General features: G+C 47.2%; 10 protein-coding genes and 1 tRNA gene. 3 read left to right on the top strand and 8 right to left on the bottom strand.

Annotation, left to right across the window (positions count from 1 at the left end):
* Window positions 1–173: 173 nt before the first annotated feature.
* Window positions 174–836 (bottom strand): glutathione S-transferase family protein, encoded by a 663-nt coding sequence (locus tag QUA97_RS06620; RefSeq protein WP_194066923.1) that lies wholly within the window; start codon window positions 834–836, stop codon window positions 174–176.
* 337 nt (window positions 837–1,173) lie between these two features.
* On the opposite strand from QUA97_RS06620, the gene murJ reads away from it, so the two are divergent.
* Window positions 1,174–2,787, top strand: coding sequence for a murein biosynthesis integral membrane protein MurJ (gene murJ, locus QUA97_RS06615; RefSeq protein WP_194066922.1), 1,614 nt, complete (start codon window positions 1,174–1,176; stop codon window positions 2,785–2,787).
* A gap of 3 nt (window positions 2,788–2,790) precedes the next feature.
* Here the strand turns inward: murJ and QUA97_RS06610 are convergent, their stop codons facing one another.
* On the bottom strand, window positions 2,791–2,970 hold the full coding sequence (locus tag QUA97_RS06610; protein ID WP_333194013.1) for a hypothetical protein: 180 nt from the start codon (window positions 2,968–2,970) through the stop codon (window positions 2,791–2,793).
* Window positions 2,971–3,479: 509 nt separating this feature from the next.
* On the opposite strand from QUA97_RS06610, the gene QUA97_RS06605 reads away from it, so the two are divergent.
* Window positions 3,480–9,596 carry an Ig-like domain-containing protein gene (locus QUA97_RS06605; RefSeq protein ID WP_333194011.1) on the top strand — a complete coding sequence of 2,039 codons (6,117 nt, stop codon included), beginning with the start codon at window positions 3,480–3,482 and terminating at the stop codon, window positions 9,594–9,596.
* 75 nt (window positions 9,597–9,671) lie between these two features.
* Here QUA97_RS06605 and QUA97_RS06600 read toward each other — a convergent pair whose 3' ends face one another.
* The 3 genes from QUA97_RS06600 to moaC form a co-directional block, all read right to left on the bottom strand.
* Entirely contained in the window at window positions 9,672–9,974 is a 303-nt protein-coding gene (locus tag QUA97_RS06600; RefSeq protein ID WP_194066920.1) for a DUF3181 family protein, read from the bottom strand.
* Window positions 9,975–10,037: 63 nt separating this feature from the next.
* Window positions 10,038–10,295 (bottom strand): 2TM domain-containing protein, encoded by a 258-nt coding sequence (locus QUA97_RS06595; protein WP_194066919.1) that lies wholly within the window; start codon window positions 10,293–10,295, stop codon window positions 10,038–10,040.
* 88 nt (window positions 10,296–10,383) lie between these two features.
* Window positions 10,384–10,905: a cyclic pyranopterin monophosphate synthase MoaC gene (moaC, locus tag QUA97_RS06590; protein WP_194066918.1), complete on the bottom strand. Its 522-nt coding sequence runs from the start codon at window positions 10,903–10,905 to the stop codon at window positions 10,384–10,386.
* 78 nt (window positions 10,906–10,983) lie between these two features.
* Here moaC and QUA97_RS06585 point away from each other — a divergent pair.
* A tRNA-Arg gene (locus QUA97_RS06585) sits at window positions 10,984–11,057 on the top strand.
* A gap of 155 nt (window positions 11,058–11,212) precedes the next feature.
* Here the strand turns inward: QUA97_RS06585 and QUA97_RS06580 are convergent.
* The 3 genes from QUA97_RS06580 to QUA97_RS06570 all read right to left on the bottom strand — a co-directional run bounded on the left by QUA97_RS06580 (window position 11,213) and on the right by QUA97_RS06570 (window position 15,739).
* Window positions 11,213–12,475: an MFS transporter gene (locus QUA97_RS06580; protein WP_194066917.1), complete on the bottom strand. Its 1,263-nt coding sequence runs from the start codon at window positions 12,473–12,475 to the stop codon at window positions 11,213–11,215.
* 158 nt (window positions 12,476–12,633) lie between these two features.
* A complete protein-coding gene (locus tag QUA97_RS06575; protein WP_194066916.1) occupies window positions 12,634–13,821 on the bottom strand; it encodes a glycosyltransferase family 4 protein in 1,188 nt (395 codons plus the stop codon).
* 229 nt (window positions 13,822–14,050) lie between these two features.
* Entirely contained in the window at window positions 14,051–15,739 is a 1,689-nt protein-coding gene (locus QUA97_RS06570) for a DUF2079 domain-containing protein (RefSeq protein WP_194066914.1), read from the bottom strand.
* Window positions 15,740–15,774: the final 35 nt, after the last annotated feature.

Genomic DNA, 15,774 nt, shown 5'->3' with positions numbered 1-15,774 from the left:
CATTAGTCATTGGTCATTGGTCATTGGTCATTAGTCATTAGTCATCGGTCATTAAACCTGCTACAATAAATGAAAATTATCTTGAATTGCATCTGCGTTAATCTGTATTTATCCGCCTCGCATCTGCGGTTGCATAATCAATCAAATTTTTCGGCAATAAATCTCTGCAAAAATTAACTTTGCTGAGGTTTCATCAACTGTTTCATCTGCGCTTTAAAAGCTTCCACAAGTTCGGGACTGGCTTGCGTTTGTTGCCAAGAAGGGCGGGAATTTAAGCGTTCCGACCAAGCCTGCAATTTGGGGTAATTGTCCAAAGACACGCCTAGTTCGGGCAGCCAAGGCACGGAAACACCCGCCACAACATCTGCGAGGGTAATCGTGCTGCTGTTGCCAAAAAAAGGTTTATCGCCCAACAAATCCTCAAAAAATCTCAGTACCGCAGCCACTTGCTGGCGACCTTTTTCCAGTTTTTCCTCGTCTCCTGCGCCGCCGAAAGTCTGGCGTACCAAAGGACTCATTGCCGGTGACAATTCGTTGATTGTGACCATTTGTACCATGCGGGCGATCGCCAAATCCTTAGCATCCTGCGGCAACAGTGCGGGCGCGGGATACTTAGCTTCCAGATAATCAAGAATTGCCAGACTTTCTATTAAATGAAAATCACCATCAGCTAAAACTGGGACGTGGTGAAAAGGACTAATAGCCAAAAAATCCGGTTGAAACTGATCGCCGTTTAATTTCAGCGACACTAATTCAAACTCAATCTCTTTTTCCAGCAAAGCAATCCAAACGCGGCGAGCATTAGTGGACAGCGGATTATAATAAAGTTTCAGCAAAATCTAATCTCCTAACAGTCAAATCACTAAAATTTTGGTAGTTACTAGAGCGAATTAACGACAAAAAATGATAGTAGCCGTAGGGTGTGTCGCCATTGACCATCCCCAAATTTGACAGACAATCTCACCGCGACGCACCAAACCAAATAGTTAAGGCAACAAATCCAACATTTTTGTAGCAATACTTTTTATAAATGGTATTACTAGAGCGAATCAACGCCCAAAAATCATAGCACGAAACCCAGGCACATAGAAATTTCCTGAATTTATGTTATGATTTTCCAGATTTGCTATTAAACTTAGTGAAGCCTTTTAGCACTAGCGTTTGTAACCATTTGTGTCTGAAACCCAGAAGCCCTCTCGTTCCCTAGCAGGGATTGCCGGCATTGTCGCAGTCGCCACTCTGATTAGCAAAGTCTTTGGATTGGTACGCCAAATTGCGATCGCCGCAGCCTTTGGAGTCGGTGTCGCCGTCGATGCCTACAACTACGCCTACGTCATCCCTGGTTTCCTATTTATTTTGCTGGGAGGGATTAACGGGCCGTTTCACAGCGCGATCGTCAGCGTTTTAGCCCGCCGCGACAAAAAAGAAGCTGCACCCTTAGTCGAGACTATCACCACCTTAGTCGGCGGCATACTTTTGTTAGTAACAGTCGCTTTAATTATTTTTGCAGATCAGGCGATCGATTTAGTAGCACCAGGATTAAATAGAACAGCAGAAGGCTTAGAAATCAAAGCAATTGCTGTCCAACAATTTCGGATTATGGCGCCGATGGCATTACTTTCAGGCTTGATAGGTATTGGTTTCGGCACTCTCAACGCCGCCGATATGTACTGGTTGCCTTCGATTAGTCCTTTATTTTCTAGTGCTGCACTTGTCGGCGGTTTGGCGATTCTCGCCCTGCAACTCGGAGACAAAATTATTCAGCCTGAGTACGCACTAATGGGTGGTTTAGTGTTAGCTTGGGGAACTTTAGCGGGAGCAGTTTTGCAGTGGTTGGTGCAACTAGCGGCGCAGTGGCGCGCAGGCTTGGGAACATTGCGCTTGCGGTTCAATTTTAAACGCCCCGGAGTACAAGAAGTAGTTAAGGTGATGGTTCCTGCTACCTTATCATCGGGAATGCTGCAAATTAATGTCTATACTGACCTATTTTTTGCATCCTACATCCCTCAAGCTGCATCTGCAATGGGTTATAGCGGCTTGTTGGTTATGACTCCTTTAGGCATCATTTCTAATGTAATTTTAGTACCTTTTTTGCCGATTTTTTCTCGCCTTGCCGAACCCAAAGACTGGCCGGAATTAAAAGATAGAATTCGTCAAGCTTTAGTTTTGACTGGGCTGACGATGCTGCCGCTGAGTGCTTTAATGGTGACGCTGGCTACACCCATCGTCCGCGTTGTTTACGAACGCTATGCTTTTAATCAGTCAGCATCGCAGTTTGTCGCGCCCTTGTTGATGGCTTACAGTATTGGGATGTTTGTGTATTTGGGACGCGACGTTTTGGTACGGGTATTTTACGCTTTGGGAGATGGAGAAACGCCTTTTCGGATCAGTATTATCAATATCTTTTTGAATGGTTTGTTGGATTATTTGTTGGTAGGAGCTTTTGGCGCGCCCGGATTAGTTTTGGCGACGGTGGGAGTGAATCTTGTTTCGATGCTGATGCTTTTGTACTTATTAGATAAAAAGCTGGGCGGCTTGCCTTGGCGGAAGTGGAGTTTGCCCTTTTTGGGGTTAGCTTCTGGTAGTTCTTTAACTGCTTTCGTGTCTTTGGCCACTCTGCAAGGCTGTCAAAGAGTTTTGGGTACTGAAGGGTTGGTAGTTCAATTGGTGGAGTTGAGTGTGGCAAGTTTCGCGGGGTTGGGAGTTTTTGTAATTTTTGTGAGTCAGATGAAGTTGCCGGAAGTTGATATGTTTGTCGATCGCATTCGGGGACGTTTTCGCAAATAAATATCATAAATTTGCTGCATATTTCTGGAAATTGAGACAAAGTGCGATCGCCCTTAAACCCAAATCAACAATTATCCGCGTCCATCCGCGTATATCCGCCGACATCTGCGGTAAAAATTCCCGAGTAATTAAGTGAGCGATCTCTAGCTTTCCGACTGTACGATATAATGGTACGGTTTTCACGCTTCTATGACTAGCCCAGTGGGGGCGCAAGTCGATCGAATATTAGAAGCCATGAGCGAAGAAAACGAGTGTTCTGTGTTAATTGTTATTTATTTAATGATCCAGCGGAACGATATATAACACTTCTCAATCGGATGAAATACAGCAGACGGCTGTAGGGACTTAGGCCAAGCCCTGTCCCTACTGGACATCTGTACTTCACTCAAATGAGAAATGCTATAACAATTTTACATCCCGATTTATTTGAGTAACGTGATGGCTTATCATTTTAGATATAGCCAACAAATAGCAGTGCCATCTCTCTTAAAATCACTCTTTTTCAGTGGATTTACAGTGAAAATAATCCTTTCCAAATCAACCTTTTTAAGTGGATTTACGGAGCAAAACACTGTTAAGTCTCCCCTTTTAAGTGAATTTGCGGAACCGAAACACTCTTAAAGTCCTCCTTGGAAGGGTGATTTTGGGACACAGAAACTTGGATGTAAACGATAGATAAAAAGATTTCAGGAATGATGAATTTATTAACCGCGAACAAGCAAGTTATTTTCGTTGACTCCTCTGTACAGAATTATCAAAATCTGATAGACGGCGCAGATGCTAACGCCAAAATAGTCATTTTAGATGACAAAAGCAGCAGTATTGAGCAAATTACTAACGCCTTGGCAGCTCAAAAAGATATTGCAGCCGTACATATCCTTTCTCACGGCAGCGAAGGTAGTTTAAAACTCGGTACAGACGTACTCAATCAGAATAACCTAGAAAATTTCAGCGATCGGCTAAAACAGTGGGGAAATGCCCTAACAGAAAACGGAGATATCCTACTCTATGGATGCGAAGTAGCAAAAGGAGAAGCGGGCAAAAATTTCGTCAAGCGATTGAGTGAAATCACTGAGGCCAACATCGCCGCCTCAGCTAACCCTACCGGCAGCGCTGAATTAGGCGGAGACTGGGAATTAGAAGTAAAACTAGGGAATATAGAAACCCAACCCTTGAATGTTCCCAACTACAGCTACACCCTAGCACCAACAGGAGTGGCAGATAACAAAGGTATCCTCGTCAGTGGAGCACCAACTTCCACGCAGATCAATGTTTTAGCCAACGACACCGGCACCGGAAGGCTGAACGTCCAAAGCATCGTTACTGCCCCCACCAACGGCACAGCGAGTATTAATGACGCGATTTATGTGGGCGGCAGTTTCACCACCATCAGCGGTACTACACGCAATAGTATCGCTCGGTTGAATAGCGATGGGACGGTGGATAGCACCTTCAACCCGAATGCGAATAGTGATGTCTATGAGCTCGCCATAGACAGCAATGGCAACCTCATAGTGGGCGGCGATTTCACTGACATCGGCGGACAACCCCGCAACCGTATCGCCAAATTAGACCCCACAACTGGTCTTGCCGATGCTGCCTTCAACCCGAATGCGAATAGTTTTGTCAATGCGATCGCCATAGACAGCAGTGGCAACCCCGTAGTGGGCGGCACTTTCACCAACATCGGCGGACAACCCCGCAACCGTATCGCCAAATTAGACCCCACAACTGGTCTTGCCGATGCCACCTTCAACCCAAATGCGAATCTTGGTGTCTATGCGATCGCCATAGACAGCAGTGGCAACCCCATAGTGGGCGGCACTTTCACCAACATCGGCGGACAACCCCGCAACCGTATCGCCAAATTAGACCCCACAACTGGTCTTGCCAATGCTACCTTCAACCCAAATGCGAATGATTTGGTTGGTGCGATAGCCATAAACAGCAGTGGCAAACCCATAGTGGGTGACAATTTCACCAACATCGGCGGACAACCCCGCAACCGTATCGCCAAATTAGACCCCACAACTGGTCTTGCCCATGCTACCTTCAACCCAAATGCGAATAGTTTTGTTCAGGTGATCGCCATAGACAGCAGTGGCAACCCCATAGTGGGTGGTAATTTCACCAATATCGGCGGACAACCCCGCAACCGTATCGCCAAATTAGACCCCACAACTGGTCTTGCCGATGCCACCTTCAACCCGAATGCGGATAGTTATGTCAGAGAACTCGCCATAGACAGCAATGGCAACCCTATAGTAGGCGGCGATTTCAACAGCATCGGTGGACAACCTCGCAACCGTATCGCCAAATTAGACCCCACAACCGGTGTCGCTCATGCTACCTTTGACCCGAATGCGAATGGTGCTGTCTATGCGATCGCGATCGACCCCAAAAGAGACATACTCTACACCCCCAACGCCAACTTCAACGGCCTAGACACCTTTCAATACACCGCCACTGACGGCATCGTCTCCACCCCCACCACCGTCACCGTCCTCGTCAACGACTCCCCCGCCCTCGATAATTCCGGCACACCCACCCTCAACCCCCAAAACCAAAACGACAGCGCCAGCACAGGCACACTAATCTCCACCATCATCGCCAACCTCGGCGGCACAAAAATCACCGATCCCAACGCCGCAGCCTCCCAAGGCATCGCCATCAGCGCCTTAGACACCGCTAACGGCACTTGGCAATACACTACCAACAGTGGCACAACCTGGACAAACGCCCCAGCCGTTTCTGCCACCAACGCCTTACTATTAGCTAGTGATGCTAATACAAAACTCCGGTTTGTTCCCAATACAGGTTACAGCGGTACTGTCGCCAACGCCATTACCTTTGCCGCCTGGGATCGAATAGTTGGAACCAATGGCACTACCGCTAACTACACCACAGACCAAACCAATAACACCACATCCAGCGTTTTCAGCAGCGTTACCGAAACAGCCAACATCACCGTTAACCCCGTCTCCACTATTACCAGCGTCAGCGCAGCTACAGGAGACGGCACTTACGGCATCGGCACAAACATCGATATCACCGTTCAATTCTCTGAAATAGTCAACGTCACGGGTACGCCGCAACTAAGTTTAGCAGGTGCAACACCCGTCGCCAGTTATCTTTCAGGAACAGGTAGCAACACCTTGACATTCCGGTACGCAGTAGCAGCAGGCGATAACAGCGCTGACTTAGACTATCTTTCCACAACTGCCTTATCTTTAAGCGGCGGTACTATTAAGAATGCTGCCACTGCTGATGCGATCTTAACCTTACCCACTCCCGGCGCGGCGAATTCTTTAGGTGCGAATAAGGCAATAGTAATAGATGGAATTGTCCCAACTGTTACCAGCGTCACCTCTACCACCGCCGACGGCAGTTACGGCACTTCTGGCAACATCAACCTCACCGTCAACTTCAGCGAAGCAGTTACCTTAGCAGGCGGTAACATGAGTGTCGCCTTAGACACAGGCGGCACTGTTACTATTGCACCTTTCACAGGCACATCTGCTGTGGGTACTTACACTCCAACAGCAGGACAAAACAGCACGGATCTCAACTCAACTGGGATCACCTTAGCAGTCGGTGCAACATTAAGAGATGCTGCGGTCAATAATGCAACTTTAACGATTCCTACGGGACAATCTTTAGCAGATAGCAAAGCCATAATTGTAGACACCGTTGTACCAACAGTCGCCCTAACATCAACATCCCCAACAACCACAAACGCACCATTTTTAGTCACAGCAACATTCAGTGAAAGCGTCACCGGATTTATAGCCAGCGACATAAATCTAACTAACAGTACGATTAGCAACTTCACAGGTACTGGTACAACTTATAATTTCACCGTTACACCAACTGCTACTGGTAATGTCACCGTAGATATTCCCGCAGCCCAAGCCACAGATACAGCAGGTAACAACAATACCGCAGCCACGCAATTAACTCGCACTGCCGATATTACCGCACCCACAGTCGCCCTAACATCAACTTCACCAACCACCACAAACGCACCATTTTTAGTAACAGCAACATTCAGCGAAACCGTCACAGGATTTACCGACACTGACGTGACTGTTGCTAACGGCACTGTTAGTGGATTTACAGGTACTGGTACAACTTATAATTTCACCGTTACACCAACTGCTACTGGTAATGTCACCGTAGATATTCCCGCAGCCCAAGCCACAGATACCGCTGGTAACAACAATACCGCAGCCACTCAACTCACTCGCACTGCCGATATCACCGCACCAACAGTAGCCCTAACATCAACATCCCCAACCACCACAAACGCACCATTTTTAGTAACAGCAACATTCAGCGAAACCGTCACAGGATTTACCGACACTGACGTGACTGTTGCTAACGGCACTGTTAGTGGATTTACAGGTACTGGTACAACTTATAATTTCACCGTTACACCAACTGCTACTGGTAATGTCACCGTTGATATTCCCGCAGCCCAAGCCACAGATACAGCAGGTAATAACAATACCGCAGCCACGCAACTGACTCGCACTGCCGATATCACCGCACCTGACATCACCCCACCCACAGTTGCCTTAACATCAACTTCAACACCAACAGTAACTGGTTTATTTAGCGTTACTGCTACCTTTAATGAAGATGTCACCGGGTTTGATAATACTGATATCACCGTAGCCAATGCGAATGTCAGTAACTTTGTGAAAGTTGATGCCAAAACTTACACCTTTGATGTCACTCCCGCTGCTACTGGTAATGTCACCGTAGATATTCCCGCAGCCCAAGCCACAGATACAGCAGGTAATAACAATACCGCAGCCACGCAACTGACTCGCACTGCTAATATCACCACACCTGACATCACCCCACCCACAGTTGCCTTAACATCAACTTCAACACCAACAGTAACTGGTTTATTTAGCGTTACTGCTACCTTTAATGAAGATGTCACCGGGTTTGATAATACTGATATCACCGTAGCCAATGCGAATGTCAGTAACTTTGTGAAAGTTGATGCCAAAACTTACACCTTTGATGTCACTCCCGCTGCTACTGGTAATGTCACCGTAGATATTCCCGCAGCCCAAGCTACGGATACAGCAGGTAATAACAATATCGCAGCCGCGCAACTGACTCGCACTGCTAATATCACCACACCTATTGTTGATGTCACTCCACCTACGGCTAACTTGGCAGCAATTGCTGACATTACTACAGCCGACGGTACAAGTCAGACATTGACAGTTACTTTCAGTGATAGTAATGGAATTGATGTTACCAGTTTAGATAATTCCGATCTTGTTGTAAATTGGTCAGGTGGTGCTATTCCTGCTAGATTTATTAGTGTTGATACTAATAGCAATGGTACGCCCCGCATAGCGACATATTCGTTTACTCCCCCAGGCGGAAGTTGGGATAATACTGATAATGCTACTTACACTGTTAATCTGCAAGCAAGTCAGGTGAAAGATGCACTTGGAAATCAGGCTGTTGCTGCTAGTTTAGGAACTTTTAACGTTAATGTACCTGTAACAACACCAACTCCTGCACCTGTAACAACACCAACTCCTGCACCTGTAACAACACCAACTCCTGTACCTGTAACAACACCAACTCCTGCACCTGTAACAACACCAACTCCTGCACCTGTAACAACACCAACTCCCGCACCTGTAACAACACCAACTCCTGCACCTGTAACAACACCAACTCCTGCACCTGTAACAACACCAACTCCTGCACCAACACCAACTCCTGCACCATTCGTAAGGCCAATACCAACACCAATACCAACTCCTGTACCATTCGTAACGCCAACACCCGCACCAACACCAACACCTCCGGAAACGCCCACACCCACGCCAACAATAGCGGTAACGCCCACACCAATAACTAATAACATCCCCAACAATGACTGCATCTGCGATGACATTGACTATCCCAATTTAAACCAACCGAATTCAGTTGAAAACACCATACTCGGTGTACCGGGCATTCAAATAGGCACTGCCGAAAATGATGAATTTCTCGGCAGCAACACGGGCAATATATTCGATGCTAAATCCGGGGATGACAACTTATATGGTGGCGATAGCAGCGACATCCTCAACGGCAACAAAGGCAATGATTTTATCAGCGGTGGCACAGGTGATGACATCTTATTTGGAGATGAAAATAATGACATTGTTCTTGGCAACTTGGGCAACGATTTAATCTTTGGAGGCAAAGGTAATGATGACCTAAATAGCCGCGAAGGTGACGACATCGTTTATGGGAACAGAAATGATGATTTCATCGACGGCGGTAAGGGTGATGACAGCTTATTTGGAGGCAAAGGTGATGACATAATCCTGGGCAGTGAGGGAGATGATTACTTGTTAGGAAACGAGGGTTCGGATACCATCTGTGGGGGTGAAGGTAATGATTTCATTAGTGGTAATGAAGGCGCAGATATCTTGGGAGGCTGTGAAGGAAATGATACTCTTTACGGCGGGGAAGATAACGATACTCTCCTGGGGGGAAAAGGCTCTGATATTCTTTACGGAGATTTGGGAAATGATAGTTTGATTGGCGGTAGCGGCAATGATATCTTTGTCTTAAATGCAGGTCAAGGATTTGATGTTATCGCTGATTTTACCGCAGGTCAAGATTCGATCGCACTAAGCGGAGGTTTGAGCTTTAGCCAGTTAGCAATAACTCAAAATACTCAAGGTACAATTATCAAAAATGCCTTGACAGGAGAAGAGTTAGGTGTGATGATTGGAGTGAGTGCCAATTCACTGACAGCGGCTAACTTCATGCTGGTTTAGGGAAGAATGAAAAGTGCGATCGCCCATTAAATCCACAAAGGGCGATCGCACTTAAATCCAAATCAACAATTGATATCACATCTTCCGCTGAAATTCCTCCAAAACATCCATCAACTTAACTTGACACTGCATCGGAATCAAATCGGCCAGCGGTACTTCTCGCTTGCCGCCGCCCAACTTGATGGAAATTCCTTGCAAAACTCCTTCAACTTTGTCAGTATCTAAATTGCCCTTTTCCAGCATTGAATAAAGTTGTTGGGCAACCACCGTATGCAGGTGGGCATCGCGGAGATACAAATGCCACTTGGCAATGTCAATGTAGACATTTTCGCCGATTTCGGCTGCTAAGGATTCGATCGCCTGAGTAGTATTAGCCATATAAAAAGCAGAACGTTATTGGTGATCCGTCAAAAAAAGTTAACCGATCGCCGACAACTGCCTTCAGCCAGAATCTTTGGTGACGGGCGCATAATCGGCGATCGCAAAAATGAAAATCGCGTGGGCCAAAACTACTAGAGCCCATCCACCCGTTACCGAAATTGCCCAAGGCCAATCAGCCTTTTGCAAATTGTGAACAAACCACAAAACAGAATTGGTAGCAGAAAAAAGACCGACATGGATAGCAAAATTCATCCGGTCATCTAAACGGCGGTACTCTGGATCGTTGCGATCGGGTTTGCGGGGCCAACGAGGAGGCATAGTTTTTCACATGATATTAGTAGTTCTGTGCCTATTTTAATCTTAAGCGCAGCTTTTTTAATTCTGCATCCCTCTCAAGAGTGGAAACTTACGCATCTAAATTTTCATAATCCCCTGATTTGCCACCGCTTTTGCTTACCAGACGAATCGATTCAATGGCGATCGACTTGGACAAGGCCTTCGCCATATCGTACAAAGTCAGCGCCGCCACCGAAACCGCCGTCAGCGCCTCCATTTCCACCCCAGTTTCCGCCTTAATCTTCACCGTCGCCCGAATTTGATACCCCGGCAACCCAGCATCCGGTATCACCTGCACCTCAACGCTACTCAAGGGCAGAGGGTGACACAGAGGAATCAAATGTGCCGTCTGCTTAGCCGCCATAATCCCAGCCAGCCTCGCAGTGCCCAACACATCCCCTTTCGGCGCATTCCCCGCTTCAATGGCAGCAAACGTCTCCGCCGACATCCGCACCCGCCCCGCGGCTACAGCTTGCCGCACAGTTGCCACTTTCGCCGAAACGTCCACCATTTGGGCTTCCCCGCTGTTGTCGAGGTGAGTTAGCTGCGGGCGATCGGGCAATTTAGAAATATTTTGAGAAAGGTCTTGCATTATTTTGGTAATGGTGTTACTGTTAGATTCTGTGAGAAAAGAAGTTAATCAATTTTAGATTAAATCTAAACTCGACAGGGGCTTGTAGCTTAGTTGGATAGAGTGCATGGCTACGAACCATGAGGTCGGGGGTTCGAATCCCTCCAAGCCCATTTTAAATCGATAAATCCTCGTAGGGAAACTCCTAGGGACACGGCAATGCCGTGTCCCTACAATTAATTGCGGTAGGGAAACGGCATTGCCGTGTCCTCCTCACTATCCATTATTTTGCGGTAGGGAAACGGCATTGCCGTGTCCTGAGTTGCTATCATTCCGGTGCAACCGGAATTGATACCAAAGCATAAACATCTTTGCCTCTACCGATCGCAAATTGCAGCGAATGAGACAAACTCTTGCTAGACAAAGTAACAAAAATCAGGAAAGCTAACACACTGACAGCAGCCGCCAAACCAAACATATTTCTGTAGCCGACTTGTTCAGCAGCAAAGCCTAAAATCGGGCCAGCCAGCGCAATTCCCAAATCAAACCCGCCAATACAAAGCGAAAACAATCGGCCCCTTTCTTGAGGTTCGCACCTGTCCGACATCAGCGTCACCATCATCGGCATCACAGTACCGCCCGCCACACCTTCAAACAAAGCTGCCAGCAAAAAAGCATTGCTGTTGTTAGCAAAATACAACAATAACATCGACACGGAATAACAGATCAAGCCCGCAGAAATAAACAAACCGCGCCCGTATTTATCCGAAGCCCGCCCCGTCAACAACCGCACACCGAAACTAGCCACAGCCCCCGTAGAATAAAATAATCCCGGATTCAAATTAACCTTAGTTTCCTGGAGAAACAAAGGCATAAAAGTGCTCAAAGTTCCGAACACCAAACCAACCAACAATAACACCAAAGCCGGAATCCGCACCCTGGGATTCCACAACATTTGCCAGTATTTTTGGCGGTTTTTTTCCTCAAATAGCGAATCGGATTTTGTTAACTCAGCAAAATTAGGTTCGGCAATTTTGGTAGTCAGAAATACACCAATTGTAGCTAAAGCCGCCGACATCGCAAACAAAAAAGGATAGCCGAGCCCAGCTTGCACAAAGCCGCCAATCGCCGGGCCAAAGGCCAAACCGATAGGAGTTACCAAACTCATGTAACCGATTAATTCCCCCCGCTTTCCTGGGGGCGACAAATCTGTCACCAAAGCGCTGTAAGCTGTGGTAAAAGCGGCGATGCTAATGCCATGAAAAGCCCTGATACATAACAGTAAGGGGATAGATTTAGCGAACAGGTAGGTTATGGGGGCAACGGCAGCCACTGACACCCCTAGCAGCAAAACTTGTTTTCGCCCCCTGCTGTCGGCTATTTTTCCCAACTGCGGCCTCGACAGCAAAAGCCCGATCGCAAATGCACCCATCACAAAGCCAATTTGCTGTTTTGTACCGCCCACAGATTGAACGTATAGTGGCAAAGTTGGCAGCAGCGAAGCCAAACTCGACCAGAATAGCAAGCCTGCGGCAAATAAAGTCAGCAAGCCGCGTTTGCGTTGGGGCTCGATGTCCCTAAAAATATTCAAGATGCGAATTCCCTTTAAATTTTCTGAGTGCGCTCAAGCTGAGGTCAAGTGTATCTATCATTGTGTTGCAATTTCTTAATATTTGCAACTGAAAAAGTTGATATTCTACTCACAGTCAACAGTTAACAGTTAACAGTTAACAGTCAACAGTCAACAGTCTACCAATTAACCTCTGCCCTTTCCTCTATCACCCGCTGATAAACCCACTCGGTTTCCATCGCCAACTTCGGCCAACTAAACCGGCGTTCCAAATCCTCATAAGCATTGTCAACCAACCACCGCCCGTAACCAGGATTTTTCAGCACTTCCAAAATTCCCCAAGCCAAAGAATCCCGATTATTTGCTTTAGTAACAACGCCAGTTTTAGTATGCTGCACAACTTCCGGTAAGCCGCCCGTATCGGAAACTACCACCGGCACCCTGGCTGCAAAACTTTCTAACGCTACAATCCCAAAAGGTTCGTAAAGACTGGGGAAAACCGCGCAGTCAGCTACCGTCTGGAATTTGTCGAGATGTTCCTCAAACATGAAGCCGGTAAAATAACACTTATGCCAAATTCCTAAATCCCAAGCCTGATGTTTTAGATAGTCTGTATTGCCGCCGCCAATAATTACAATTTTAGCTTTTCCCCCCATTTCCCAAATTACTTTAGGTGCAGCATTCAAAAATACAGAAATACCTTTCTCATAGCTAATTCTTCCTACATAATAAACAATTTTTTCATCGTCTGCTGCAAATTGACGGCGGAAGTTTATCGCGTCAGATTCGTGCAGCCTGGGTTTTTTTTCGGCTCTAATTCCGTTATAAATTACCTCTATTTTGTTCCACGGAGTCGAGAGTACCCGTTCGGCTTCCCGCCGCATATAGTCGCTGCAAACAATTACCCGCCAAGCGTTGTAAGCGAGGTTGTTTTCCTTGGTGTTAATGTAGCGCTGTCCGTCATTGTGGATGCCGTTGAAGCGCCCGTATTCGGTGGCGTGGATGGTGGCAATTAGGGGGATTTTAAAGGTATGCTTGAGGGCGATCGCCGCATCTCCCACTAACCAGTCGTGAGCGTGGATCAGATCGAAGGAGCCTTCTTCTAGTATCAGTTTGCCACCAAGGTGGCCCATGCTTTGGTTGAGGTTGGCCACCCAGTGAAAAAAGTCCGTGGCCTGTCCCACTACCACCCGATGTACCTGTATTCCTTCTACCACTTCATACATCGGCGCGTGTCCGAACTCTACAGTAATTAGGTGAATCGAGTGGCCTAGCTTCACCAATTCTGGATACAGTTCCGATACGTGGCGAGCGATGCCGCCTACTATTCTGGGAGGAAATTCCCAGGCTAATACCAAAATTTTCATATTTCTGTGCTCCCAAGAATTTATATATCTTAATGTTGATTATTGACTATTTTATTGTATAATTGAAAACCTGATTTTTGGGCTGGGGGCAAATTTATGCCCGAAGGCTGACAGTATGGAAAATTATGCAGAAACCGGGTGTTTGCAGGAATTGCTCGATCGCCCGCTTGCTGCCTCCAAAACCCGGTTTCTGCAATAGTTGGGCTGCGCCAGTTTCGCGCGATCGGGCTTACCCTTGCTTCAAAATCGGTTCTAATTCGCGGCGAAAACTCATCCAAGCAGCCGCCGATGCAGAGTTGGAAGCAGCACCCTTACGCATCAAAATCGCGCCGTCTTCAAAGCCAACTATTCCGTATTCTCCTGATTTGGACATTCGATCGATCTGCGGGACGATCGCCTGCAACTGTCCCCGTTCCCGCCGAAACGCAGCCTGATACTGCTGTAACTGCCACATATCGGCAATTACGTATTCCATCTTCACCGCTTTCCCCGCATCATTACGCAGTTCAAACATCGGAAACCTGAGAATTTCGCGGCGGCTTGACAAAATCGGCACAATACTATTCGTTGCGGCCACGCTAGCATCCGCAGGAATTTGAGCCAAAAGTGGCCGGACTTGAGAAACGTGCTGCCACTGTCGGATCAAAGGAACCTGCACCCAAGGGGCGATCGCATCGGGTAAAATCCAAGAAAAAGTCCGATTTGGGTTAGACGTGAAGGTAAAAAATAGCGACAAGCAAATGCAAAACCCCCAAAAGCGGCGAAACTTTGAAGACGAAGGAAAAGGCAAAACTGCTGAAGGAAAACGCAAAATTGTTTGTTCTCCCCTCTTAATTTTATCCTCTTCCTTTTGGCGATCGGCCCACCACAAAATCGCCCCGTAAAACAGCCCTGGAACCACAGTCATCGCATAGCGAATATTAATCGCCAGCACAGACTCTCCTTTCGCTAAAAATAGCTTCAGCAGCGGAAATCCAGCGATCGTCCAAGACGCAGGCGCGAAGGCCGGAACCAAAGCTAACGGCAACCACTGACCGAGCAGGTATTTAATTTTACCAAAGAACGGCGTAAATAACGCAGCCGCCAACCTGCCGGGATTGCTAACCATTCCCCAAAGAATTTCTAGCGTCGAAGCTTCATCTCCATCGGCATATTGACCGAAGCGTTCGATCATAAACCGCTGGGAGATGTCCGCAGAAAACAAAGGCATAATTAGATTCGTCAGGACGATCGTATAACCAAAACTGAGAATGCAGACAGCCAAACCAGTCCGAGGGTAGCGCCGGCTCAAAATCATGTAAGCCCCCACGCCAAACAAAACAATTCCCGAATCTTCTCGCACAGCCAAAATTAAAGTGGCCAGAACCCCAAACAATGGCCACCAGCGCTTCTCCATCGCCAGCAGCAAGCTAAAAACATAAAGCGGAATTTGACAAACATCATGAAAATTGCCCAAAGTCGGGCCGATCACCGCGTTAGCGCAATAATAGCTCAACACAATTGCCGCCGACAGCCGCGGTTCTAGATAGTGTCTGGCGAGAACCCAGAGCACTAAACCAGCCGCCGTAACTAAAGTCACCTGCAACACCGTCAAAGTGACAGGCGAGGGAAACAAGGAGTAAATAGGCAGCCACAGCATCAGTGCCGGGGTGAAATGCTGCCCCAACCGGTAATAGGATACCGACGGGAGCTCATTTTGGTGAACCACATTAGTGGACAAAGCCGAAGACAGGGAACTCTCAAACAAGTTACCCCGAGTGCCGTTCCAAAAAAGTTGATTGAAAATGCCTTGGTCGTAAGTAGCGTAAAAGTTGTAGTAGCGGTGCAGCGTCAGCAACAGGCACAGCACAAAAAAAGCCGCCGCCACTTTCACGACTACCTGCAGCGACTCATTTTTCTTCCATCTCAAAAATGTCATTGGCCCGCCGTAATGAAATCATCGGACATTAGCAT

Source organism: Microcoleus sp. CZ3-B2 (assembly GCF_036705055.1).
GTDB lineage: Bacteria > Cyanobacteriota > Cyanobacteriia > Cyanobacteriales > Microcoleaceae > Microcoleus.
Note: the sequence above shows the minus strand (reverse complement) of the source record. Positions and strands in the feature narration are given on the sequence as shown.